This is a genomic window from Gracilibacillus phocaeensis, assembly GCF_900626275.1.
GTDB classification, from domain to species: domain Bacteria; phylum Bacillota; class Bacilli; order Bacillales; family Amphibacillaceae; genus Gracilibacillus; species Gracilibacillus timonensis.
The window spans coordinates 118,507-142,509 of record NZ_LR131143.1 but is presented as its reverse complement, the minus strand read 5'-3'; the positions used below and the strand labels follow the sequence as shown (position 1 = coordinate 142,509).

The window sequence follows — 24,003 nt, the reverse complement described above, 5'->3', positions numbered from 1 at the left end:
CTTCCCTCTTTGCGTTTAATGCCGCTTATGTTTCGGTACGGCTTGTTGTGCAAAGTGGTCGGCTAATTGTTGGAGCTCTTCTTTCATGAATTCTCCCTGCATGGGCAGGCCGTGTCCTGCGATGATAGTATCTGGCTGTAAGGCGGCTAATCGTTTCACGGATTCCTCTGCTAGATACCAATCCTCTGTAAAATAGGCTGGGGGTCCATGTAGACGTTGAAAGGGAAAGAAAATGGATAAAGAGGACTCTGACTTTTCCGTTGCAACGGCATCCCCGGCGACCAACAACTTATCTTTTTCACGAAAAAAACTGATATGACCTGCCGTATGCCCAGGTGTTTCAATATAACGCCACTCTGGGAGGCACGGGATCGTACCATCAGAAGGCAAAGCAGTCACGAGATCCCCTAGGTGTTCTGGCTTTGTCGGAAAAAAGACAGACATTAAGGAAACTCCACCGCCAACAGTAGGGTCACAAGGCATATAAGCTGCCTTGCCAGTTGCATAAGGTAACTCCTTTTCATGCATAAAGATAGGTACATTCCAGTATTTGGCCAGTGCTTTCGCTGAACCAATATGATCAAAATGCCCGTGAGTAAGTAGAATGGCAAGAGGTGGTTTCTCGCCATAGCGCTCTTTGCAGGCATGCAGAATACGATCTCGGTATTTTTTTAACCCTGTATCAATTAAAACCCAATCCTCTGTGGGTGAGCCAACCATAATTACGTTCGCAAATAGTGTGCGGTAATATGCGATATCTGATTGTATTTCTTCCGTTATGGCATTGTCAAAATCACGCAGACGTTCTATCTCTTTCCAGGCTTCCTCTTTATCCATGTCTTGTACTCTCCTTTGTTATTCGTGAATTATGTATGGAAAATATCAAATATATGGTTGATTCCTATTTTATAGTTTGTCTGGTAAATCCATATCTATACGAAAACAAAAAAACTTAGGAATTTTTGTGTAATCCAAGGAATGGTATAGACAAATAAACAAAACATGATAAACTTTTAGTAAGGAGATATAAAGGAGTTTGGTCCAGATGAAGAAGTGGTTGAAGAAAAGTACCGTCTTATTAGTAACAATCTTGACATTGGGCTTATACGTCCCTCCTATCTCGATAGATGCGGATGTAGACAAGAGCACGTGGGAGCCTAAGGAAGATCAGGCGAAGCCGGTTGAAACTCAAACACAAGAAGATGCGATATCTCAAGAAGACTTGGTGTTTGAAGAAGATTCGGACCAGCTTTATTTGCAAGCCCTTAATCAAGCGGCAAAAGAGAAGCTAACCATGAAATTAGGATCTAAAATAGGTAGTAAGGTGAATGAAGAAGTGGAACAAGTGATTTTACCTAACCTTGATGAGGTATTGGATACGATTTATGAAGAAAAGGGTAAAGTAGCAAGTCAATATCTGATGATTGCTGAAGATCCTTCTGGTGGATACGGCGAACGAATCTTTAACCTCTATGATGCCAATGCAAAAGAAAATATTGCTAAATTTCATGTGAATCGCTTGAGGAAGCCGCAAGACGGTTATTATTTTCAATTTCACTATCATCTGAAAAAGGATCAATTCGAAGAGCATTTACCCATTGGTGAAGTCTATTGGGGAAAGGATACCCCGCCTAAATGGATGTCTACTTAGATAAAAATGCCTAAGCTACAGGGTAGCTTAGGCATTTTTAATACCATTATAAAGTGAATTGCAGACGTTGTTACAAAAGAGTCGCAATGGTACTAGCTAGTTGACATAATGCGAAACTGACCGGAATCCGAGCGAAACCGTCCGGAAAGAGCCCACAACCGTCTGGAATCTGAGCGGAACCGTCCAGAAAAGCAGCATACCATCTTAAAAAGCAACGAACCGTTAGGAAATGGCACAACCAGCTCCATTGCACTATATTACAATTTCCATTCTAAACATTTTCCTTTATTTCTGGGGCTGAAATCGTTATAATGGATGATATCAGCTTTTTTAATGGAGATCGTGTGTTGATTAAAGATGAAAGGAGCAACCCAACATGCCTATTAAAGTGCCGGATTTACTACCAGCAAAAAGTAAACTACAAGAAGAGAACATATTTGTCATGGATGAAACCCGTGCCTTTACACAAGATATTCGGCCGCTGAAGATTCTAATTTTGAATTTAATGCCGTTGAAGCAGCAGACAGAGACGCATTTACTGCGCTTGTTGGGGAACAGCCCCTTGCAGTTGGAAGTGAGTCTGTTGCATACGAGTACGCATCAGTCCAAGAATACTTCTCCCGAACACTTGCAACAATTTTATAAATCGATAGAGGATATTAAAACAAATCGTTATGACGGTTTAATTATAACAGGTGCCCCGATTGAATTGTTACCCTTTGAAGATGTGAATTACTGGGATGAATTGGCGCAAATTATGGAGTGGAGTAAAGAGAATGTAACCTCTACACTGCATATTTGCTGGGGAGCGATGGCAGGTTTGTATTATCATTTCGGAATTGATAAATATATTATGCCAGAGAAACTATCCGGTGTATACAGTCATACCGTAAATAACCCTAAGGAAAAACTAGTCAGCGGATTTGATGATGAATTTTTAATCCCGCATTCCCGGAATGCCGATATTCGCAGGGAAGATATTGAGAAGGATCCCCGATTAACGATTCTTAGTGAATCCGAACTTGCGGGTGTCTATTTGGTCGCTTCCAAGGATGGGAAACAGATTTTTGCAACGGGTCATCCAGAATATGACGCCTTTACTTTGAAGAAGGAATATGATCGAGATACAGCAGCTGGTTTGGAGCCGGTATTACCGAGGAATTATTTTCCGAATGATGATCCGACGCAGATACCGAAACTACGTTGGCGTACTAATTCTAGTATGTTAATCACCAATTGGCTCAATTATTATGTTTATCAGGAAACACCATATGAGCTATAAGACATCTCGCCCGATGCGAGATGTTTTTTTGTGTCAGAAAATCTTGCTCTATTCTGGAAGTTGGTTTTTTTAGGGAAAATAACTATCACAAAGTAGAACCTGTTACCTTCTTCTTGCTGTTGCTCCAAATTTTCTCCGTCACGCCGCATGGTCATTGTCTTTCAAAAAACACTGTCAGATTATCTAACAAGTTAATGGTGGGGGAGTCTGCTGTTGGTTTACACTATGTTTAACGTAAGATGTTAAATAAACTGACAAGGAGAGGAAAGTTCATGGACACAGTATTGATGGATAATTTATGGGTCATCATTGGAACCTTTTTAGTTCTATTGATGATTGGAGGATTTATACTATTGGAGGCAGGTTCCACTCGAATGAAAAATGCTGGCCATATCGCCGGTAAAACAATATTTACGATTGGGATTGGTTCTTTAGTATTCTGGGCAATAGGTTGGGGCTTCATCTATGGTGAAGGAAACTGGTTTATTGGATTATCGGACTTTTTCTATGGTAGTACAGAATTTAGTGAAGAAGGTTTATCCCCAGCAGTTGATTTTATTTTTCAAATGATGTTTGCGTTAATTGCACTTACTATTGCATTTGGGGGATTTGCTGAACGGGCGAAACTTTCTGCTTACGTTATCTTCGCCGTTCTATTCTCGGCACTGGTTTATCCGGTTGTTGCTCACTGGATCTGGGGTGGAGGCTGGTTAGCTGATCATGGGAAGCAGGATTTTGCAGGATCGACTGTAGTACACTTAACCGGTGCTATGGCAGCTATGGCAGCGACTATTATCTTAAAACCACGAATCGGTAAATATAATAAAGATGGATCATCTAATGATATAGCTGGTCACAACCAAGTATTTACTGCCTTGGCTGTATTGCTTCTATGGGTAGGCTGGTTTGGATTTAACGGTGCAAGTACATTTGGTGTATCAGAGGCATTCTTTGGTTATGTGATTTTAAATACACAACTAGCTGCAGCTGCAGGTGCCATTGCCGCTATGTTAGTAGTTTGGGCACTTACAGGTAAAGCAGACGTGCCAACAACATTAAATGGTGCATTAGCTGGTTTAGTAGCAATCACAGCTTCTTGTGGCTTTGTAGAACCGTGGGCAGCCGTACTAATAGGTGCTATTGGCGGTATCATTGTTTACTTCAGTATGAAATTCTTTGACAGAGCACGTATTGATGATCCGATTTTTGCCTTATCGGTACACGGTACAGTAGGTGTTTGGGGAACGATTTCGACTGGTTTCTTCGCAACAGAGCCTTTATCCGTTGGCGCGGATTGGGGACTGCCAGGATTATTCTATGGCGGTGGATTTGAGCAATTAGGTGTACAGGTGTTAGGTGTTGTGGCCAGTGGTATCTATGCCTTTGTTGTGTCTTTCATTATTCTAAAAGTGATGGATAAAATAATGGGTTTGAGAGTATCGGAAGAAGAAGAGATTATCGGACTTGACATGAGTGAGCATGGCAGCTATGGTTACCCTGAAAACATTCCGCAGCCAACCCAAGCAAAAAATAGCACTTCTAACGCTAAAATAAAGTCTAATGAAGAGCTGATGGATCATTAACGAATAAATAGAGCAATGCCCCCGGTACCTTATCCAACTGGGTAAGGTGCCGGGGTTTATACAGTGTGACGAAGACCTAAAAGGAGAGAATCTCCATGAAGAAATGGGAAGAAATGATGACGTGGCGGATGGAGAATATGCCTTATGCCAAAACATTTGCCGATCTCAATCGAATGCATGAACAATTAATGACGATGGTAGTGGAACAAGCGATAGCGTGGATGAATGAGAAAGAGGGAGCGCCGCCTGTTCCTTTTGCTTTTTTCGTGATGGGTAGTGCGGGAAGGCAGGAACAAGCGATTTGGAGTGATCAAGATCATGGAATTGTTTTTGATGGAGAGCAGAAGGAGCAGTCTTATTTTCAAAGCTTAGGTGAAAAAATTGTGAAAGGCATGTCTGCTGTTGGTTATCAAGAATGTGACGGAAAAGTAATGGCATCAGAGTCAATGTGGACGAAATCTGTACAATCATGGCAGCAGCAGGTGTTAGATTGGTTAACAGAAGAAAGCTGGCAATCATTGCGTCATGCCTCTACTTTTTTTGATTCACGTGTCTTAACCGGGGAAAAATTGTTGTTAGAGGAAGTAAAGCAGACCTTTTTTTCTTATGTGACACAGCATCCTCAGGTTATGCTACGGCTCAAGGATAATGTCGACTTTACTCCAAAAGGACTTGGGCTGTTTAGTCAATTATTGCCTAAACAATCTGGAGAGCGCACAGGTCAAATCAATATCAAAACAACAACCATGTTCCCTTACATTAATGCCCTTCGTTTGTTGGCGATTTGGAATCATCGTCTGGAAGTGCCTACAATGGAACGACTATCCGCTATGGAATCCACCTATCCCTTTATGAAAGAATACCAGCCTGTATTAGAATCGTTATTTAGCTTTAAATGGAAACTGACGAGAGATGCTGCAACTTACGAAGACGTCCACTATGTATCGGTGGATCAACTGACAAAGCAAGAAAAACAAGACTGGAAACAATATATCAGAAAAGGGACCAGCCTATTTGAACAAACAAAAAAACAGATAGAAAAAGAGTGTTCGCAATGATTATGAATCAAATGTTAGCATTTATCAAACAAATGTCAGGAAAAATCACCGAAATCAATCCGGTTTCCAGTCAGACCGATGCTCGTAAAATTGCCTTTATTCGTAATTTGCAGAAGGAATTAAAACAAAAGGATGCCCTGCACGTCCCCTTTCGACAACTTCCTGTCGTCGTATTTGATATCGAAACAACTGGTTTTTATCCTTATCATGGCGATCGAATGCTATCCATTGGTGCGGTGAAAATGAAAGGCGCAGATGTATTAGAGAACCAGCTCTTTTATAAAACCATTTATAATGCCTTGCCCCCCTCTGAAGAAATCGCAGACTTGACAGGGATTACGGCATGGGAACTAACACAAGCTCAGCAGCTCTTAGACGTGTTGCGTGAATTCTACCGTTTCGTGCAAAGTGACACACTAGTTGCGCACCATTCCAGCCATGAGAAACAGTTTATGGAGCAGGCAAGCTGGAATGTAACGAGAAAGAATTTCCAACATCGCATTATTGACACCAATTTTTTAACAAAAGTGGTGTCACCAGAAATAGATCATGTCCATTTGGATGATTGGTGTGAGTATTATTCGATCCCAATTAAACAACGTCATCATGCCTTATATGATGCTGTAGCAACCGCTCAATTATGGTCCGAGAACATAGTGAAGGCTGAAGAAATGGGCTTTCGCAATCTAAGAGATATCTATATTCACTTAGCGAATCATTCATCATAAACTGTTTTATCCCCCTTCATTGCAGAAAAGAAGGGGGATTTTCTGAGCGAAGACAGTTGAATAAATATTCATAGGTTGAATGAATAGACACAAATCATGGCTAGCCTTGAAATGTTACAGAACGGTTACAAAATCGAAGCATTTAAGGAGAAGTTAGAGAATTTAAAAGAATTTAAAAGAATTTCATAAATATCATTTACAAATTAAAAAAATATGGTACGATATAAGTGTATTCAAAAGATAAGCATGATATTTTTTTAGGAAAGGGGATAGTTTACTATGGTAACTTCTTTATACATGGTGTCGTTAACTATTCTGCTTACTTTTCTAGTTTTATCTGCGATGGAGAAAGTTTCATCCCGCAGAAAAAAACGAAAAGCAGAGCTGAACGTAGAAACACCCAACGCACAAGTTCAGCCAGCTATTGCTGGGAAACACTTGAGATAATTTATTACACATTTCCAAATGTGTCGCTATACCTCCTGCATAGTCAAGGGGGTTTTTTGTTTGGGGAAAATAGATTAGTTGAGCGTTTTGATCTTAGTTAGGGACTGAGGTAAACAAGACCGATTCGATCTCACGGACAAAAAAGCGGAGAATCATGAAATTTTGTCCGTAAGAATGGATCTCACGGACAAAAAACCGGAGAATCGTGAAATACTGTCCGTAAGAATGAATCTCACGGACAAAAAAGCGGAGAATCATGAAATTTTGTCCGTAAGAATGGATCTCACGGACAAAAAAGCGGAGAATCGTGGAATTTTGTCCGTAAGAATCTCGCGGACTGAAAAAGAGCAAATCCCGTTCCACAGTCCATAAGAATCGTGCCTTGAGCAAACCTTTTGTCTGTCATACTAAAAACGCGGCACTTTCTCCAGACGAGAAGTGCCGCGCTTATTTGTTAATTATTCTTAATACTCCCATTCATCCTTCAAATGCAAATAAAGCAACAGCAGTATCGATTCATTGCTGAGTGAATATTGGTTGATCCTGGTATCGATTTTTGGTAACAGGATTTCACTTACTTGTTCGGTTAGGATTGGTTTTTCTTTTTGCTGAATGGTTATTATTCGATGGACATAGGTATTCAATAACTGCCAGTCTCGCTGATTAAATTGTTGTATATCAAAAGATTCCAATGTCAAATCCTCTTTATGGAGCCCGCGCTTTTCAATATATTGTTCCACTGTATTTTTTTTAGAAGAATTCTTTCCTTGTTCGTGTATAACCAGTGTACCAGCCGCTAAATCTCCGAGTCGTTTATGTTTTGGATGGGCAAAGATTAGTACCATTCCAATGACATAGACATCCAGCAAGCGGATGAAATTGCGTATCAAACTAGATAAAAATGTAACATTATGACCATTCTCCTGAATCACGCGAATGCCAAGTAATTTTTTTCCGATCGTCTTTCCGCGCCAAAAAAATTCAAGAAGTGCAAAATAACCGAGATTAAGCACAAAAATGGCAATGAGGTAAAGGGTAATAAATAATGTATTTTGATCGAAATAAAAAGCACCCGCATCAAATGACAATGAAAAAAATAAAATAAAGGTTAAGATGATTTGTGATACCATTAAAATGGCATAATCAATCAGATACGCGGCGGTTCTTGAACCTAAGCCAGCTAACTTGAATTGCAGGGAGACATATTCTGGTGTCTTGACCTGTAGTTGTTCTTGTTCCATAGGATGACCACTCTTTCTATAATTTGTTTCGGTATAAGAGTTTGACTTGTTATTTGGGCGTTTTAACCATTATAATAACATATAGGTTAAAGCATACTTTATCCATGTGGCAGTGGGCATTATTCGGTGGCACTAGGATAAAAAATAAAAGGTGATGTTATGCAGCTAAATCAATTTATTAAACAAAATCGACAGGATTGGGAAAAACTAGAGCAACTCATTACGGAAGTACCTAAGAAAAAGAGCAGTGATAGCATTAATGAATTTCAACAAATTTATCAAAAAGTAGCAAGACAGCTTTCCTATAGTCAAACGTATTTTGCCAACGAAGATATTACCAGATATTTAAACGAACTAGTAGGGAAAGCACATAATATATTATATCGCTCACAGCATTCTTCTTGGAAGCAAATCTATCATTTCTTCTCACATAAATTCGTTGGTTTGCTTTTAGAGCAATGGAAAGCCGTTCTGATTGCGATGCTGCTATTTACGCTTGGTGGTTTGGCTAGCTTTTTTGCTGTGATAAACAATCCATCTTATTTATATGGTATTTTACCAGAAGAAATGACACAATCCGTTGATCCGACCTCGCTTGGTGAATCATCACCGGATGTGAATGCCCCGCTAATGTCGACGGAGATCCTGACCAATAATATTCAGGTGGCAGTAATGGCATTCGCTGGCGGGATTACCCTTGGTCTTCTGACGGTTTACGTGCTGGTTTATAACGGCATTATAATCGGTGCCTTGGCTGCGGTATTCTGGAATTCAGGCAGTACATATGTGTTCTGGGCCTATATCGTTCCACATGGTGTGATTGAGCTACTTGCTATTTTTATTGCAGGTGGAGCCGGGCTCTTGATGGGTTACAAAATATTCGTGCCAGGCATTCATTCAAGAGGATACCAGCTGAAAAAACAAACGACCCGATCGGTTCAACTGCTGATAGGGACACTTCCTTTATTTATCATCGCTGGTATCATTGAAGGTTATATTACTCCATCTGACATATCGTTGGAGTGGAAGTATGCCGTGGCTGCGATTACCGCAGTAGCTCTGGCTGCTTATATGTTGATCGGTAACTATTTGAGACAAAAGCGGGAGAGACTGTTACAACAACCCTCTGTTTAATGTATCAATATAATGAGAGATAGCCGTTGCAGCTAAGCGATCTCTAGGGGTTTCAAGCATGGGAAGACCATGCTTGCTCCATTTGTTAGCAAATTCCTTTTGCGAAATGGATTGTCTTTGCGCCTCGCTTTTTTTCATTGCTTGTAAGGTACTGACTGGTTTGCTTGCTATTTGCTGTTGTAAGAGTTCATCCTTGATACCAAGCATAATAAATAAGTGTTTCCGTCTGACCCGCTGCATATAAAATAATGGGTAGTTCTCATTGGCAAAGGATTGCATGTCACTGAAGAGTATCATCATACTCCTTTTTCTTTGGAGACTTTGTGCGTGTTGAAAAGCCAGTGTATAATTCGATTCCTGCGCATCTACGGTTAGATCATAAATGGCATGCAAAATGGTATGGAGGTGCTCTAATCCCCGACCAGCAGGAACAACGGCTTTGATATCTTTGGAAAACGCAATAACTGATACATGGTCCCCATTATCCAATGCAGCAGCGGCTAAGGTGATAGAAGCTTCAATCGTTTTCTCTAACCGATTGCTTTCCTTTAGTTCAACCCCCATTGTACGTCCGCAATCAATCAGAATCGTGACGTACTTACCGTGTTCCGGTTCATATTCGTTGGTCATTAATTCTTGCTGCTTGGCTGACTGTCGCCAGTTGATCGTTCGTGGATCATCTCCGATAACGTAACTTCTTACTTTACTGAATTCTCCTTCTCCACTGCGCGTTTTTCGAATTTTAATCCCCTCATGCAATAAATAGCGTTGCGCATTTTCTAAATAACGCTTGGTTTCTGCAAGGTTAGGAATGACTTGAACAGCGTTTGGTAGGCTATAGGTTAATTGTCTTTCCCACAACCCCCATTTACTGCGAACACGTATATATACTTTATCAAGCAGATAATCTCCTCTAACAGTTGGCTGTATCTGATAAGGAAGTAAGAGCTGGCTGCGTTCCGCTAAAGGTTGCAGATCTGGATAATTTGCTTGAAAAGAACGTGGGCTATCATCGATAAAGCGCACGGCAAAACGGGCATTGGTTCGGTTTTCGATGTTAATATTTATCGTTTGTTCTTGATATCGCTCTATTTCCTCTTCCGCTTGGCGGGACACATCGAATTGTTGTCGATTAGGAAGCAAGAAGGCATCGATGGCTACTAACCCTAACATCACTAATGTGGTGATGCCAAGAAACAACCAGGAAAATTGCCAAAATGATATTAGCACCAAGGCGGCAAGGAAAATAGTGTAATAGATAACGAGTGTGTAGGTTGGTAGTATTCCCTTATCGCGGAACAGTAACCGATCCCACAAGTTCTTTAATCGTCTCATCAATATCAGATCCTTCCAATTCTGCATATGGTGATAATTGTACGCGATGACGGAGGCTCGGAATGGCCACCATTTTTACATCATCTGGTGTAATATAATCACGGTCCTCTAAAAAGGCCCATGCTTGAGCTGTTTTAGCGATGGCGATGGCTGCTCGTGTGCTGGCCCCATGCTGGATAGATTCTAGTTCTCTTGTTTTTCGGACAATTTTCATAATATAATCTGCTATTTCATGACTTATATTGACCGTTTGTATGTCGGCTTGCAATCGTTGAATTTCTGTGTTGGAGAAGATGGCTTCTACTTCTTCCAGGTTATTTTGCTGTTGAATCACCATTTGTAGAATAGCAACCTCTTCTTCCAACTGAGGGAAATTAATCTGTAATTTAAAATAGAAACGATCTTGTTGGGCTTCTGGGAGGGGATAGGTCCCCTCAAATTCAATCGGATTCTGCGTTGCTGCCACAAAGAAGAAGTCAGGTAAGGCATAGGTCTCTCCTTGGATCGTAACCTGTTTTTCTTCCATGGCCTCTAATAAGGCAGCTTGGGTTTTCGCAGGTGTCCGATTGATTTCATCGGCCAAGAGCACGTTGGTAAAAATCGGCCCTTTTAACGTTTGGAAGGCCTGATCCTTCATGTTATAGATAGAGCTGCCCGTAATATCGCTTGGCAGCAAATCCGGGGTGAACTGAACCCGTTTGAAATCACTATCCAGAAGTTTGGCCAGTGTTTTGACCATCTGTGTTTTACCTGTGCCGGGCACGCCTTCAATTAATACATGTCCTCCAGCCAAAGCAGCTGTTAACAAAAGGCGTAGATTATTTCCTTGACCAATTATTTGTTTTTCATAGTTTTCTAATAAAGTTGTTATATTTGTTTTCATGTTTCCTCCACCTCTTTCCGAATCGTGTCAATCGTTTGGGATAGTGCTAGAAATTCCTGTTTATGAATGGGCAGGTTATCCTCAACTGCTGTAAAACGTTGACTTAGCTGTTGTACTTGTTGTGTTGATAAGGATGTCTGCTTTTTCTTCAGTAAGTTTAATCGTACCTCCCAGCTATCATGGTGAGGTAAGCCGTAACGCAGACGGACGGCTTCTTTTAGGTAGGTTAATTGATTTTGTATAGCTGCCGTATAGTTTTTTCCTTTTGTCTGCCAAATAGCAATGGCTTGAATTCTTTCATCGCTTAAGCGAACCGTTTCCTCGCGCACAGGGTATACCGGGCCGAATCGTTTTCCTTGTTTCCATAGAATGAAAATAGCTAAGATGATACCTTGAACGAGTAAGACATAAGCCCATCCAGGATATAGGTCGAATGGTGAGACACTGCCAATATCTGCTGCGCTGAATTCATCAAACACAATCGACGGCTGTTGGTCAAACGGGATGGTGGCAAAGACGGCATCGGTCTGATCTTGTGCCGTAATCCCCTCGTTGGTTAACCAATTTGGCTCTGTCAACACAATCAAGGAGCCCTCGCCTATTGGCCGCTCCAACGCAATCACCTGATCATCGCTGGTAGTGAGCAGTACATGATCGTTCTCTTCTGGTTCAATCGCCATATCGCTTTGTAGGGATACGGTCAAAGGTTGCTCATGATGAAATATCTCTACAGGTTCGTTGGATAGTGATTGGCCGGTCATTATCGTATTCACCCCAAAAAAATCTTGTGGGTTTTCTTTGGCAAGTACCACCGTGTTTCCCGCTTCTATGTAAGATTGATAAGCATCCTCCACGGATTGATCCGAGGGGAGATCTGGGTTAACCATCATTCGTAGTGAATGATCCGTAGAATCCGATAAACCTTCTGCCTGCTGCACATCATATTCATTATCCTCCAGATAGGTATAAAGCGCCTTTAAACCAGTTGGGGAGGGTGAATCGACTAGATAAGGAGGATATTGTGTTGGTGTTTGGTTAGCGGTGAGCATACTCACTCCAATTAGTAATAAGAAAAAAACGGCGCCAATGATCCAAGTTTTTTTACCAAACATTATTGTTCACCTGTCTCTTTCATTTCAGTCTGCGTTTCGATCACCTTGGTTACCGATTTCTTGAAGTCTTGATAGTCTGCTTCTGTTATCTGATGTTCCCCATACATCACTTTTTCAAAAAAGATGGCAAATCGATAAAATGGACTAGCCATGGCAGGATCGGTTTGCTGCAGTTCCTGATAATATTCTCGGTTGGTTTTCCATTGTTGTGCTTTCAGCCATTTTCCTTGGTTAAGGTGTAACAATAAGGCAAGAAATAGATGTCTGGTAGCGGCGTGATATTCCTGATTTGCTTCACATGATTCCGCTGCCTGGAGGTGATCAAGATAACTCCAATCCAAGGCGCCTTGTTGACCAAGAGGTTTATAGTGTTTTAGTTTCTTCTTGCGTACGATGGTCATGATCAACATAATTAGTCCAATAAGAATGACTAAAGCCAGTAGAAACAGAATCACACCGGTTACGATATTGCCTGTGGTTGAGGAAGCCTCCCAGTTTTCAAAAAGTCTGGCAAGGATATTCTTCTGAAACCATTCTCGAAAACTATCCCAAGCCCGTTCTAGGAAATTTCGATGATCCTCATAATAGATTTGGTATTCTTCCCGAGATAGGATCTCCTCTAGTTGTTCTTGTTTCGTTTGGGAATAGTGCATAGGTATTCTCCTTTTTAACAGTGTTAAGCGTCTGTATCGTTCAGTGGCAAGAGAATTACCTACTGAACGAAGTCGCTTAAACCTTCAAGTGTTTCCAGAATACTGAATAAATGGTTAGGAAACAACATTTTTAAGTTATGCAGAGCTTTTTAATGAGACTCTGACGTATGGTATTCATCGATCATTGATTTTAAATCGGTGCCTTCCTGACGAATGGTAGATTCAAAGTAAATCACGGCATAGCCGACAATAAAGATGATTGTGGTGACTAAGGAAAAAACGTTACTTAGTACATGATAAAGCACGCTGTCTCCAAGAAATGTCAGTGGAATGGAAATGATCATGCTAATGACGGACGTTATAATACTTAATATAATAAACAAACCGAAAAATTTCCATGTTTGTTTTTTAGTTAAATGCCAGCTTTTCCCCAGTCCTGGCGCTACTTTTTCAAATAAAACAGCTGGTAAGAAAAGGGTAAATCTTGTGAATAATAAACCCAAGCCAATAAAGAAGCCTAATCCAAGCAGTATCGCCATAATAGCCCCCATAATAGGTTCAATAACGAGGAACATGCCGATAATAAAGGCGACGATAAGTATTGGGAAGAAGATGGCAGCAAAAACGATTAGGACAATCAACAGTGTGCTCCAGAACATCGGCCAATATCTAGGCAGTGCCTTTTTGATCATCTCTTTTGCAACTGGTTTCTGACCTTCTCGTGCATATTTCACCGTCCAAATGATCCCTCCACCTAAGATAGGTAGGGCAAATAGGATAAGCAGACTGATCAAGCTGCTTGTGAGATCATCAATAGGAGAGGTAGTAGCAATAGATTCTGCGCCATTTATCAGTTGATTAAACGCTCCTTCGCCAATATCCCCTCCAAAAATAAACGATCTTCCAGTTAATGTTAATAACAATGTTTGAAGAACGATAATGGGGATGATCACCCAGAAGCTGATCATAAATAGTTCTTTAAAGTTTGATTTAATGATACGAAAGGTTTGGTCTAATATTTCACCAAACCCGAGTGGTTTAGAAGTTGGTTGCTGCATATTATTGTGTCCTCCTTGTTTTTTTGCAATATACTGACTATTTTAACATGCTTTGTGCGATATGGAATATATTTTGCATGATTATTTGGGCAGAATTGTAATAAAGCTCAATAGGTATAGCGAATGATAGGAAGTGCTAAGTTTGGAAGTTAGTAATACGGGCATGGACCTTACGTGAAGTGAAGGGAAAATAGATGGAGAAAAGTTTATTTTCTTCCGATGAAGAAAAATGACGACCATCATTCAATCAAAAAACAAAAATATAAAAACCTCCAATGGTAACGTTTATTTACATGTAAATATGTGCTAAGGAATAGTCATTCACGTGAATGGATCAAACGAGGTATTAGCAAGAAATAATACGAGCAAAGTCTTGCTTGTCACACTTTTTTGTTATATCGATACAAGAATCATTCTATAAGTGCGTGTTCAAAAATGCCGATAAATAGGACCAAGAAGTTCAAGGCGGCGTAGTCTCCCGGTACCGGAACGTATGCTTTTAATACGTGAGGAACGGACTCACGCAGGATGTGTTGGCTTCTACGTTGCCCACAGGACGTGGGCGACCTTAGTAGAAGATCCTATATTGCCAACGTAGAAATTCGCCGCGTCATTTTTGTTGGTCTTTTTGAACATCCTCTATAAGTTATTTTTTAGGATAGGCGCAACGATTTTTGCATGGACCAATAGCTGGGATACCTCCTATGTTTCCAGTATAAAGATACATGCCTTGCAATACCTAGAATGTTGAACGAATCGCGGTTCCGATAAGTTGAATGGTATAATTTTTTTCTTTAAAAGTGAATTTGGTTTATTTTCTTTGCTAGATAAGCCGCTCCGGGAATAGGCTATGCTGGTAAAAATCTTTACTCAAAAAAAGACTGTCGCCTCCATAGACGACAGTCTGCCAATTTAGCGGGATGAAGAATGATCAGGCTGTGGAACGGTCTCTTGTTTTTTTGTTTTTAAAAACAGGGTGAGAATTAATCCTATCAAGGAAAGCGCTGTTGCCAGCCAAAAGGCGGCATTATAACCACTAATAGCAGCATTTGCTTCGATTTGTTGTGCCGCTGCTTCTTCGGACAATCCTTGTAATGCTTGAACATCAGGCTGATAATTTAACGCCATGGTAGACATCGTTGTAATCAGAATCGCGGTACCAATCGAAGCAGATACTTGCTGCATAGTATTGGCCATTGCGGTGCCATGTGGATGCCATTCCAGCGGTAATTGATTGAGACCAGCTGTCATGACAGGCATCATCACTAATGAAAGACCAAACATACGAACTGCGTAAATCACTACTAAAAACGTATAAGAAGTGTCGATGGCTAGACTCGTAAATAGAAAAGTCGTAACCGTAACAATTCCCATCCCAATAGCAGCAAGCCATTTAGCTCCGAATTTATCAAACAGCATACCAGTTATTGGCGACATAATCCCCATCACAATAGCACCTGGGAAGAGCATCAGTCCAGATTCAAGTGGGCTGTATCCACGTGTATTCTGCATATATAGTGGAAGCATAGTTTCCGCACCAATTAAAGCCATCAATACAATCATGGTAATAATCAAGGATAAAGAAAAAATTGGATAGGTAAACACTCGGAATTCGAGCATCGCATGCTTCATTTTTAATTGACGTAAGATGAAAATGGTAAGAATGATCGCAGCGCCAATAATAATAGCTAAACCGACCATGTTCAAACCGCCTTCTGCTCCATGTCCGCCGCCGATACTGCTGAAACCATATAGCAGTCCGCCAAACCCGAAGGATGATAACAGAATCGAGATAATATCGATCTTCGGATTGGTTCGTTCGGTCACATTTTTCATAAAGATGGCAGCGAAAATAATCGCTAGCACAACAATAGGGAAGACCACATAAAACAAGCCCCTCCAAGAAAAATGTTCTAATAACCAGCCGGATAGTGTTGGGCCAATAGCAGGGGCAAAGGAAATAACGATGCCTGCCAGTCCCATGGCTGCACCTCTTCTTTCAACCGGAAAAATTCTTAACATCACGGTCATCATTAGCGGAAGCATGATCCCAGAACCAGCAGCTTGGACCACGCGAGCCGTTAATAGTAATTCGAACGTATGGGACAAGCCAGCAATGATTGTACCTAATCCAAACAAGCTAAGTGCTGTGATAAATAATTGGCGTGTCGTAAATTTTTCAATTAAAAAGGCGGAGATCGGAATCATTACCCCATTCGTCAAAAGAAAGGCGGTGGTCAGCCATTGGACTTGTGTTTCTTCGATTCCAAAATCACCCATGATACTTGGCAAGGCGGTTGCCAATAATGTTTCATTTAATAGACCTACAAAGGCCCCAATCAACATGACCGTAACCATGGTGACACGGGTGACCTTGTCTATTTGTAAAGCTTGGTTCATCTAATCTTCCTCCTGACATAATAATCGTTCCAACCTCAATAAATCGGTTTGTAATAAGGGTTCACTTTTTAAATAATATAGTAGTGCATCTAATAAGAGTGGCGAACGGCTTGAGTGGATCAACCGTTCCAGCTCATCTATTGCCTGAAGCAACTTGACCCCATTGCCTGAGTGTTGGCACGTTTCACGTAATTGTGAAAGCAATGCGTCAACGGTCGGTGGCTCATCATCGCCTAGAAAAGGTTGTTTTTCATAGAGACGCAGCATCATACTATCGAAATGGTGCTGTATCCATTGTCCAAAGTCTTGCGAGTGGTAGTCCTTATCATGGAAGATAATATAAGCGATATACTCCTTAACAACTCCTTCCAGCATAATGAGCAAGTCTGTCATATACGGCAGGATGTCTTCTCCATAGCAACGATATAATACGTTGCGATGATGTTCTTGTAAGTTCAGCCGCAGCTTATTCATTTTTTCGGTAATTTGTTGGTCTTGCTGAATATTAATCTCTGACCATAAAATCTTGAAAAAGGTCTGATAGTGTACCCAAGCTTCCGTTTCTTGAGCAATATAGGAAGCGAGCGACTCCGAGCTTGCACTAATTTTCGCTGCATGGTTAATCAATTGATCGTGATGTTCCTCGATCATTTCTAATAACAAATCTTGTTTGGAGGAAAAGTGGTTATAAAATCCTCCTTTCGAAATATTGCTGTGCTCCGCAATCTGTTGGATGGTCGTATCTTTAAAACCCTGCTGAGCAAATAGGCTTAGCGCGGTGGACATTAAGGTCTCATTTGTGCTCATGAATACACCCCTCTGACTCCTTGGTCAAAAAATCATACGTTATAGTCACGGATGATAGTATAATAGATGCTGACTGGTCATGTCAATCGAAAGAAAAAAGTTCAAGCAACAAGACATACCAAATTTCTGCTAATATCTCTTGCGTGCTGTATACTCCTCCTCCTCTCGAATGGCATAAAAAAAGAGGAGGTAAGACATAACAACTGTCTCCATCTCCTCGGGATGCAGGGTTACTGAGGGTTTGCTTAGTGATTTTATCGGTTTTGTTTCGCGAATTTTTCAGCTATCTTAACAATCGTTTGCGTGGCTTTTTCCATACTTTCGATCGAGATAAATTCATGTTTACCATGGAAGTTTTCTCCACCGGTAAAGATATTAGGGGTTGGCAGTCCTTTAAAGGATAATTGCGAACCATCCGTTCCACCGCGAATGGGCTGGATTAATGGCGTAATTCCAATTTGCTTCATGGCTTCTGCGGCAATATCAACGATGTATTTAACGGGTTCAATTTTTTCCGCCATATTGTAATACTGGTCTTTCATCTCTAACTGTACGTTATCTTTGCCAAGTCGATGTTGGTACTCCTCGACAAGGGCTTTTAGCGTTTCTTTCTTTTGATTGAATTTTTCCCGATCGTGATCACGAATGATATAGTATAGTTTTGCCTCTTCCACGTCTCCTTCAAAAGAAAGAAGGTGATAGAACCCTTCATAATTCTCGGTAAACTCTGGTGCTTCATCGATCGGCAATTTTTGGTGCAGCGTCATAGCGAACTTGCTTGCGTGGATCATTTTGTTTTTTGCCGTACCGGGATGAACATTGTTGCCTTTAATGACAATTTTGGCTGCCGCCGCATTAAAGCTTTCATATTGTAATTCGCCCAGTGGTCCACCATCGATCGTATAGGCGAAAGAGGCGTTAAAGCGGGTCACATCAAATTTATGCGGTCCGCGTCCAATCTCCTCATCTGGTGTAAAGGCGACACGGATGGTACCATGTGGGATCTCCGGATGCTGGATGAGGTACTCCATTGCTGTCATAATCTCAGCAATTCCAGCCTTGTTATCGGCGCCGAGCAGGGTGGTGCCGTCGGTTGTCATCAAGGTCTGGCCGATATAATGCGATAACGAAGGATATTCATTCGGGGACAGTAGAATTCCTTTTTCTTTATTTAAAATGATATCCTTTCCGTCATAGTTTTCCACAATCTGTGGTTTTACGCCTTTCCCCGTAAAATCAGTAGCGGTATCGATATGTGCAAGAAAGCCGATGGTTGGTACTTCATATTCGACATTGCTAGGAAGTGTTGCCATCACGTAAGCATGATCATCGACTGTCACATCCTTCAGGCCAATTTCCTTGAGTTGATCTACTAATAGATGAGCCAAATCCCATTGCTCCTCGGTCGAAGGGCAGCTACTGTTCTCCTCATTCGATTGCGTATTTATTTTGGCATATGTTTCTAAACGATGGATTAATTGTTGCTTCATTGATTACGCATCCTTTCCTTAAACATGATAATTTTGCTATACTGTATAATCATAACATAAGATAGCAGGCGAACAGGAATGGCTTGTTTGTGTGGATTTTTTATCTGAATGAGAGGTGTTACTAATAATGGATCATAATGAAATATACGATATAACGGTGATCGGCGGTGGTACAACTGGATTGTTTGCAGCTTATTATGCCACTATGCGAGGAATGAAGGTGAAATTGATAGAGGCCCAAGCTCATTTGGGAGGAAAAGTGAAACAATTTTTCCCGGAAAAGAAGATTTATGATATCGGTGGATTTCCAGCTATTACAGGGGAAGCCTTGGTCAATCAATCGATAGAGCAAGCCCAACGCCATCATCCGCCTTTATTGACCAACCAGTGGGTAAAACAAATTCGTTGGGAAGATGGCTGCTATCACCTGATCACCAGTCAAGAACAAGTGCATGCAACTAAAACGGTCTTGCTGGCAACTGGGTCGGGGACTTTTCATGTGAACATGCCAGAAGAGTGGGAGCGGCTCCCCCGTATCGAGGCAGCTACCGACTTAATGGGGCAGACATCCTATCAAGGCAGAAACGTCATTATTTCAACCAATAACAAAACCGGACTAAATTGGGCACTATATTTGGAAAAGTCAGCTGCTTCGGTCACAATCATCAATCCAGTCGATCGTTTTCAACAAGCAAAAGAAGAAGATATACGTCAATTAGAAGCCAGTACGATACAGGTATTCTACCAAGCAGAGATCACGCAATTGTCCTCAGAGGAGAATCCGCTTGCTGCGATAACGATTCATGATCAGACAGGCACAAAGCAACAAATTTCTGGCGATTATTTGCTGGTGTATCATGGGCTCAAGCTCCAGGCAACCCCATTTGAAGAGTGGGAAATTACTACGGATAAGGGACGTATACCGGTCGATGGCGATATGGCAACGAATAGGGAAGGTATCTTTGCAGCAGGGGATGCAGTGCAGTATCTAGGAAAAACCAACTTAGTCGCTCCTGGTTATACAGAAGCGATAACGGCGGTGAATAAGGCGCACAAATGGCTGGCTCCTTCCGTAACTGAACAATTATATAGCACCGTGCTTTATCGCTAAGAAAAATAAGACTATTTTTGACGTTGTGCTGGTCAAGGCTGTCAGCGAAATCTATTGGGGAGAATCGATCACGTCTTCTGGTCGTTTGCCCCATTTCAATTCTCGAATGCTTAATCCGAAATCCATTTGCAGGTGGGGATAGTCTTTGAAATTGGTGAAATCCCCACCCCAATCAAAGCCCAATTCTTTAGCAATTTCCACGACCTCCATCCAATCAGCTTCTTCATTTTGATTTCCGTCATACGTAAGATCCCAAATCACCTCTCCATTCGGAAGCTCGATCGCAAAATCAACGGCAAGGCCATAATTATGATAGGATTCTCCACCTTGGGCATAGGTGACGATTTCACCTTCCGTTTCTCGTCCTTGTTGATAAATCGCTTCTTGTTCATCTATCGAGCGGAAGCCATCAGTAATCACGATAGATATGCCAATTTCTTCTGTGCGTTTGAGTAAAAGATCAGTTTTCTCTTTAATAATGGGGTGTAGTCCTGTGGGGGCAGGCCGATTGCTATATGTGTTATATTGGTAAATTAAATATCCAATTACCAGAATAAAAAGAAAAAACAAAATGATGCGAATTTTCATACAATTCCCCTTTTTTTGCAAATTGAAAGATTCCGTATTGTTACAAACTATGATAACATATTAGTATTGAGAAAATATTTGTCGTATTTCTGACATTATTTTCAGAGAAGGTTATTTTTATTCATTCAGGATTTGTAAGTCGCAGGGCTGGATCTATTGGAATAACCTTTGGGCAAGCTTAAGAAACTGGAAAGCTAGGAGGCATAACAAAAAATGGGGAAAGATTTACGAATTAAAAGTAACGCATTTGATGATCCAAAACGCGCCCCGAATCGTGCGATGCTACGTGCGGTTGGAGTGACGGATGAAGACTTTAAAAAGCCAATGATAGGTATTGCAAGTACATGGAGTGAGGTAACTCCGTGTAACGTACACTTAGACGATTTAGCCTTACAAGCAAAGCAAGGCGCGAATGAAGCCGGCGGTGTACCGATGATCTTCAATACGATTACAGTATCGGATGGGATTTCAATGGGAACCCCAGGAATGCGCTATTCTCTGCCAAGTCGTGATGTGATTGCTGATTCGATTGAAACAGTAGTTGGCGCAGAGAATCTGGATGGATATGTAGCTATTGGAGGCTGTGATAAGAACATCCCTGGTTGTCTGATATCGATTGCCCGCTCAGATGTTCCAGCTATTTTCGTATACGGTGGTACGATTGCACCAGGTTATCGAAATGGAGAGAAACTGGATATTGTTTCCGTTTTTGAAGGAGTAGGAAAACATAATAATGGCGATATTAGCGATGAAGAATTAAGAGGCATTGAATGTAATGCTTGCCCGGGTGCGGGTTCTTGTGGTGGTATGTATACCGCTAATACAATGGCAACGGCTGTTGAAGCACTTGGTATGAGCTTACCAGGCAGTTCTTCCAACCCTGCAGAATCTCCAGATAAATGGGCAGACAGCAAGGCAGCGGGAGAGGCTATCTATAACTTGTTAGAAAAAGGGATTTATCCGAAAGATATTTTGACCAAGAAGGCATTCGAGAATGCGATTACTGCGGTAATGGCATTAGGCGGATCAACCAATGCGATCCTTCACCTTTTAGCGATTGCCAATGCAGCGGAAGTAGATTTGACCATGGATGACTTCAATCGCATTCAGGAAAAGGTACCACATCTAGCCGATCTTAAACCAAGTGGTAAATATGTAATGGAAGATTTATATAAAATTGGTGGCGTACCAGCCGTTATGCGTTTATTGTTAGATAACGGCTTCTTGCATGAAGATTGTTTAACCGTTACTGGGAAAACCATTGCGGAAAACTATGCAGATGCCCATGTTTTAACAGATGAACAAGATATTATCCACCCATTAAGCAATCCATATCGCGAAGATGGCCCTTTAATTGTGTTAAAAGGAAACTTGTCACCAAGTGGTTCTGTTGCGAAGGTTTCGGGTGTGAAAGTAAAACGCCACGTTGGCCCAGCTCGTGTCTTTGATACAGAAGAAGAGGCGACAGAAGCGGTGATGGATAATCGGATTAAGGAAGGTGATGTCCTTGTGATTCGCCAAGTCGGTCCAAAAGGTGCACCTGGTATGCCAGAAATGCTATCTATTTCAGCCATTCTTGTCGGAAAAGGGTTAGGCCAATCCGTGGCCTTGTTGACAGATGGTCGTTTCTCTGGAGGTACACATGGGTTGGTCGTTGGTCACATTGCACCAGAGGCCCAAGTTGGCGGTCCAATCGCATTTTTACAAGAAGGCGACATGGTGACGATCGATTCAGAGAATAAAGAATTATCAATGGATGTATCCGACGAGGAAATAGAGAAGCGCCGTCAGAACTGGCAAGCGCCAGAACTCTATAAAAAAGGTATTCTTGGGAAATATGCCCATAATGTATCTTGCTCTTCACAAGGCGCTGTTACTGACTTTATTAATCGTAAGGATCTTTAATAGAAAAAGCTTGCTGGTGGTTTATGTAGACACCGGCAGGCTTTTTTTGTTGAAGTTGTGAGTGAGGTTGACTAGCCATGATTTTGAGGCCATTAAGAGAACCTTGCGAACTGGGGAGCGGGAAATGCTCTCTCCAGTCCGTGAAAATTTCGCGGACTGAAGAGAGCAAATCCTGTTCTACAGTCCATAAGAACGAATGAATCTTGCGGACTGAGGAAAGCAAATCCTGTTCTACAGTCCGCAAGAATGAATCTAACAGACAAAAAATCGCCAACTCGCAAAATGTTGTCTGTAAGAATGGATCCATAGGCGCAAAATCAGCCAAATCCCGCCCATCAGAAACCGTCCCTTACTTTCTATATTCCGTTTCCATAATGCTTGCGATTGGATAATCTTTTGGATCAAGATCTGTATCCTCGTTCAATACGAGGTGGGCCAATTGCTTGGCGATAAAAGGTCCTGTTGTTAACCCGGATGAACCTAATCCATTCGCTGCAAAAATATGAGGATGGCCGGGAACTGCGCCAAAAACAGGGAGAAAGTCGGGGGAAACTGGGCGAAACCCGACATCCATTTTGACAAGTTTGCTGTTTGCCAAGGAGGGTGCAATGGTAAAGGTATCCGAAAAAATCTTGTGAATACCACCAGGTGTAATAGACGTATCAAACCCAGCATCATCCTCATGGGTCACCCCAGCAAAAATCTGCCCATTTTCAAAAGGTACCATGTAGTGGGCGCCTGGCGGCATAATGACAGGCCAATCACTGGTGTCTTGTTCAACTTGCAAAGTAGTGATTTGCGCCTTTTGTGGTTTGATTTTACCTGTTATCCCTAATGTGGCTGCCAGAGAATGAAACCAAGCACCTGCAGCCACTACGATTTTATCGGCTGTAACAAGTTGATTATTAACACGGATTGTACCCTTTTCAAACTTAGCTTCACCAGTTATAAAGTGAACTTGATTTTGCTCGCAAGCTGTTAGTAACGCCTGCCGCAATTGTTCACCATGGACGCGAGCCCCGCCACTAACATATAGAGAAAAATAGCCATCCGCTACTAGCGGGAATCGTTCTTTCGTTTCGTTTGTGTTTAACCAGCGTATTTCACCGATTTCGGGTGTGCTTTCTCTTCTCTTTTTCACGAGTTCCCATATATTTTGTAATCGTTTCTCATCATCTTTGACGACCATGGTGCCGACTTGTTTATAGCCTGTTTTTTCAATCCCTTGGTCACGTAATGCTTTGATCAATTCTGGATAATAGCAGGCGCTTTTGGAAGCGAGTTGATACCAAGTCTGGTTACGTCGCTGGGATACCCATGGACAGATAATCCCGGCTGCTGCACTGGTCGCTCTCCCTTGAAAATCGGCGTCAATTAAGGTGACCTGATGATCGGTTTTGGATAAATGATAGGCCGTTGACGCACCAACAATACCTGCTCCTACTACAACGATTTTGCTCATCTGTTTCACTCTTTTCTGCATAGATCTACAAGCTAGTGTGCAATAGCCAGCGCAGAATAGCAAGTAATCACTATA

General features: G+C 41.5%; 23 protein-coding genes. 10 read left to right on the top strand and 13 right to left on the bottom strand.

All coding sequences use genetic code 11. The features are described 5' to 3' along the window. Nucleotides 1–15: 15 nt before the first annotated feature. A complete protein-coding gene (locus tag E0E32_RS05210) occupies nt 16–837 on the bottom strand; it encodes an MBL fold metallo-hydrolase (RefSeq protein ID WP_130859192.1) in 822 nt (273 codons plus the stop codon). Between the two features lie 208 nt (nt 838–1,045). On the opposite strand from E0E32_RS05210, the gene E0E32_RS05205 reads away from it, so the two are divergent. The 7 genes from E0E32_RS05205 (at nt 1,046) to E0E32_RS22070 (ending at nt 7,121) form a co-directional block, all read left to right on the top strand. Next, complete coding sequence (locus tag E0E32_RS05205; RefSeq protein ID WP_130859191.1) at nt 1,046–1,651, top strand: YpjP family protein; 606 nt, start codon at nt 1,046–1,048, stop codon at nt 1,649–1,651. Nucleotides 1,652–2,027: 376 nt separating this feature from the next. Beyond that, the gene (gene metA / locus E0E32_RS05200) at nt 2,028–2,933 is read left to right on the top strand and encodes a homoserine O-acetyltransferase MetA (protein WP_066187776.1); all 906 of its coding nucleotides are present in this window, start codon (nt 2,028–2,030) and stop codon (nt 2,931–2,933) included. A 272-nt stretch (nt 2,934–3,205) separates the two neighbouring features. Then, nucleotides 3,206–4,516: an ammonium transporter gene (locus E0E32_RS05195; RefSeq protein WP_066187773.1), complete on the top strand. Its 1,311-nt coding sequence runs from the start codon at nt 3,206–3,208 to the stop codon at nt 4,514–4,516. A 95-nt stretch (nt 4,517–4,611) separates the two neighbouring features. Beyond that, nucleotides 4,612–5,574 (top strand): DUF294 nucleotidyltransferase-like domain-containing protein, encoded by a 963-nt coding sequence (locus E0E32_RS05190; RefSeq protein WP_130859190.1) that lies wholly within the window; start codon nt 4,612–4,614, stop codon nt 5,572–5,574. Beyond that, nucleotides 5,571–6,302 (top strand): exonuclease domain-containing protein, encoded by a 732-nt coding sequence (locus tag E0E32_RS05185; RefSeq protein ID WP_130859189.1) that lies wholly within the window; start codon nt 5,571–5,573, stop codon nt 6,300–6,302. Before E0E32_RS05190 ends, E0E32_RS05185 begins: the two co-directional genes overlap by 4 nt. A gap of 279 nt (nt 6,303–6,581) precedes the next feature. Continuing rightward, on the top strand, nt 6,582–6,749 hold the full coding sequence (locus E0E32_RS22075) for a hypothetical protein (protein ID WP_161485671.1): 168 nt from the start codon (nt 6,582–6,584) through the stop codon (nt 6,747–6,749). A gap of 162 nt (nt 6,750–6,911) precedes the next feature. Beyond that, a complete protein-coding gene (locus tag E0E32_RS22070; RefSeq protein ID WP_165444963.1) occupies nt 6,912–7,121 on the top strand; it encodes a hypothetical protein in 210 nt (69 codons plus the stop codon). A gap of 92 nt (nt 7,122–7,213) precedes the next feature. Here E0E32_RS22070 and E0E32_RS05180 read toward each other — a convergent pair whose 3' ends face one another. After that, nucleotides 7,214–7,990 (bottom strand): RDD family protein, encoded by a 777-nt coding sequence (locus E0E32_RS05180; protein ID WP_130859188.1) that lies wholly within the window; start codon nt 7,988–7,990, stop codon nt 7,214–7,216. A gap of 159 nt (nt 7,991–8,149) precedes the next feature. Between E0E32_RS05180 and E0E32_RS05175 the strand changes: the two genes are divergently transcribed. Further along, nucleotides 8,150–9,124, top strand: coding sequence for a stage II sporulation protein M (locus E0E32_RS05175; protein ID WP_130859187.1), 975 nt, complete (start codon nt 8,150–8,152; stop codon nt 9,122–9,124). Here the strand turns inward: E0E32_RS05175 and E0E32_RS05170 are convergent. From E0E32_RS05170 to pepT, 8 genes are all read right to left on the bottom strand, one after another. Next, nucleotides 9,104–10,459, bottom strand: coding sequence for a DUF58 domain-containing protein (locus E0E32_RS05170; RefSeq protein WP_066187752.1), 1,356 nt, complete (start codon nt 10,457–10,459; stop codon nt 9,104–9,106). The two genes, E0E32_RS05175 and E0E32_RS05170, sit on opposite strands and share 21 nt — an antisense overlap. After that, the gene (locus E0E32_RS05165; protein ID WP_066187749.1) at nt 10,413–11,342 is read right to left on the bottom strand and encodes an AAA family ATPase; all 930 of its coding nucleotides are present in this window, start codon (nt 11,340–11,342) and stop codon (nt 10,413–10,415) included. Before E0E32_RS05165 ends, E0E32_RS05170 begins: the two co-directional genes overlap by 47 nt. Further along, nucleotides 11,339–12,454 (bottom strand): DUF4350 domain-containing protein, encoded by a 1,116-nt coding sequence (locus E0E32_RS05160; RefSeq protein ID WP_130859186.1) that lies wholly within the window; start codon nt 12,452–12,454, stop codon nt 11,339–11,341. The genes E0E32_RS05165 and E0E32_RS05160 overlap by 4 nt, the downstream gene beginning before the upstream one ends. Further along, on the bottom strand, nt 12,454–13,107 hold the full coding sequence (locus E0E32_RS05155) for a DUF4129 domain-containing protein (protein ID WP_130859185.1): 654 nt from the start codon (nt 13,105–13,107) through the stop codon (nt 12,454–12,456). The genes E0E32_RS05160 and E0E32_RS05155 overlap by 1 nt, the downstream gene beginning before the upstream one ends. 149 nt (nt 13,108–13,256) lie before the next feature. Beyond that, entirely contained in the window at nt 13,257–14,165 is a 909-nt protein-coding gene (locus E0E32_RS05150; RefSeq protein WP_130859184.1) for a DUF7847 domain-containing protein, read from the bottom strand. A gap of 912 nt (nt 14,166–15,077) precedes the next feature. Beyond that, nucleotides 15,078–16,565, bottom strand: a complete 1,488-nt coding sequence (locus E0E32_RS05145; protein WP_130859183.1) for an MDR family MFS transporter — start codon at nt 16,563–16,565, stop codon at nt 15,078–15,080. Then, nucleotides 16,566–17,372, bottom strand: a complete 807-nt coding sequence (locus E0E32_RS05140; protein ID WP_130859182.1) for a TetR/AcrR family transcriptional regulator — start codon at nt 17,370–17,372, stop codon at nt 16,566–16,568. Between the two features lie 254 nt (nt 17,373–17,626). Next, a complete protein-coding gene (gene pepT, locus E0E32_RS05135; protein ID WP_066187728.1) occupies nt 17,627–18,862 on the bottom strand; it encodes a peptidase T in 1,236 nt (411 codons plus the stop codon). A gap of 127 nt (nt 18,863–18,989) precedes the next feature. On the opposite strand from pepT, the gene E0E32_RS05130 reads away from it, so the two are divergent. Continuing rightward, entirely contained in the window at nt 18,990–19,973 is a 984-nt protein-coding gene (locus E0E32_RS05130) for an NAD(P)/FAD-dependent oxidoreductase (RefSeq protein WP_130859181.1), read from the top strand. A 51-nt stretch (nt 19,974–20,024) separates the two neighbouring features. On the opposite strand, the gene E0E32_RS05125 is transcribed toward E0E32_RS05130, so the two are convergent. Next, complete coding sequence (locus E0E32_RS05125; protein WP_066187722.1) at nt 20,025–20,561, bottom strand: M15 family metallopeptidase; 537 nt, start codon at nt 20,559–20,561, stop codon at nt 20,025–20,027. 213 nt (nt 20,562–20,774) lie between these two features. Between E0E32_RS05125 and ilvD the strand changes: the two genes are divergently transcribed. Next, nucleotides 20,775–22,466, top strand: a complete 1,692-nt coding sequence (gene ilvD, locus E0E32_RS05120) for a dihydroxy-acid dehydratase (RefSeq protein WP_066187719.1) — start codon at nt 20,775–20,777, stop codon at nt 22,464–22,466. On the opposite strand, the gene E0E32_RS05115 is transcribed toward ilvD, so the two are convergent. Both E0E32_RS05115 and E0E32_RS05110 read right to left on the bottom strand, forming a co-directional pair. Then, nucleotides 22,447–22,791 (bottom strand): hypothetical protein, encoded by a 345-nt coding sequence (locus tag E0E32_RS05115; RefSeq protein WP_130859180.1) that lies wholly within the window; start codon nt 22,789–22,791, stop codon nt 22,447–22,449. The genes ilvD and E0E32_RS05115 overlap by 20 nt on opposite strands. 24 nt (nt 22,792–22,815) lie before the next feature. Beyond that, nucleotides 22,816–23,928, bottom strand: a complete 1,113-nt coding sequence (locus E0E32_RS05110; RefSeq protein ID WP_066187713.1) for an NAD(P)/FAD-dependent oxidoreductase — start codon at nt 23,926–23,928, stop codon at nt 22,816–22,818. Nucleotides 23,929–24,003: the final 75 nt, after the last annotated feature.

Bases quoted from the DNA above. Each gene is read 5' to 3' on its own strand.
- E0E32_RS05210 (WP_130859192.1), bottom strand. From the start codon at position 837: ATGGATAAAGAGGAAGCCTGGAAAGAGATAGAACGTCTGCGTGATTTT.
- E0E32_RS05205 (WP_130859191.1), top strand. From the start codon at position 1,046: ATGAAGAAGTGGTTGAAGAAAAGTACCGTCTTATTAGTAACAATCTTG.
- metA (WP_066187776.1), top strand. From the start codon at position 2,028: ATGCCTATTAAAGTGCCGGATTTACTACCAGCAAAAAGTAAACTACAA.
- E0E32_RS05195 (WP_066187773.1), top strand. From the start codon at position 3,206: ATGGACACAGTATTGATGGATAATTTATGGGTCATCATTGGAACCTTT.
- E0E32_RS05190 (WP_130859190.1), top strand. From the start codon at position 4,612: ATGAAGAAATGGGAAGAAATGATGACGTGGCGGATGGAGAATATGCCT.
- E0E32_RS05185 (WP_130859189.1), top strand. From the start codon at position 5,571: ATGATTATGAATCAAATGTTAGCATTTATCAAACAAATGTCAGGAAAA.
- E0E32_RS22075 (WP_161485671.1), top strand. From the start codon at position 6,582: ATGGTAACTTCTTTATACATGGTGTCGTTAACTATTCTGCTTACTTTT.
- E0E32_RS05180 (WP_130859188.1), bottom strand. From the start codon at position 7,990: ATGGAACAAGAACAACTACAGGTCAAGACACCAGAATATGTCTCCCTG.
- E0E32_RS05175 (WP_130859187.1), top strand. From the start codon at position 8,150: ATGCAGCTAAATCAATTTATTAAACAAAATCGACAGGATTGGGAAAAA.
- E0E32_RS05170 (WP_066187752.1), bottom strand. From the start codon at position 10,459: ATGAGACGATTAAAGAACTTGTGGGATCGGTTACTGTTCCGCGATAAG.
- E0E32_RS05165 (WP_066187749.1), bottom strand. From the start codon at position 11,342: ATGAAAACAAATATAACAACTTTATTAGAAAACTATGAAAAACAAATA.
- E0E32_RS05160 (WP_130859186.1), bottom strand. From the start codon at position 12,454: ATGTTTGGTAAAAAAACTTGGATCATTGGCGCCGTTTTTTTCTTATTA.
- E0E32_RS05155 (WP_130859185.1), bottom strand. From the start codon at position 13,107: ATGCACTATTCCCAAACGAAACAAGAACAACTAGAGGAGATCCTATCT.
- E0E32_RS05150 (WP_130859184.1), bottom strand. From the start codon at position 14,165: ATGCAGCAACCAACTTCTAAACCACTCGGGTTTGGTGAAATATTAGAC.
- E0E32_RS05145 (WP_130859183.1), bottom strand. From the start codon at position 16,565: ATGAACCAAGCTTTACAAATAGACAAGGTCACCCGTGTCACCATGGTT.
- E0E32_RS05140 (WP_130859182.1), bottom strand. From the start codon at position 17,372: ATGAGCACAAATGAGACCTTAATGTCCACCGCGCTAAGCCTATTTGCT.
- pepT (WP_066187728.1), bottom strand. From the start codon at position 18,862: ATGAAGCAACAATTAATCCATCGTTTAGAAACATATGCCAAAATAAAT.
- E0E32_RS05130 (WP_130859181.1), top strand. From the start codon at position 18,990: ATGGATCATAATGAAATATACGATATAACGGTGATCGGCGGTGGTACA.
- E0E32_RS05125 (WP_066187722.1), bottom strand. From the start codon at position 20,561: ATGAAAATTCGCATCATTTTGTTTTTTCTTTTTATTCTGGTAATTGGA.
- ilvD (WP_066187719.1), top strand. From the start codon at position 20,775: ATGGGGAAAGATTTACGAATTAAAAGTAACGCATTTGATGATCCAAAA.
- E0E32_RS05110 (WP_066187713.1), bottom strand. From the start codon at position 23,928: ATGAGCAAAATCGTTGTAGTAGGAGCAGGTATTGTTGGTGCGTCAACG.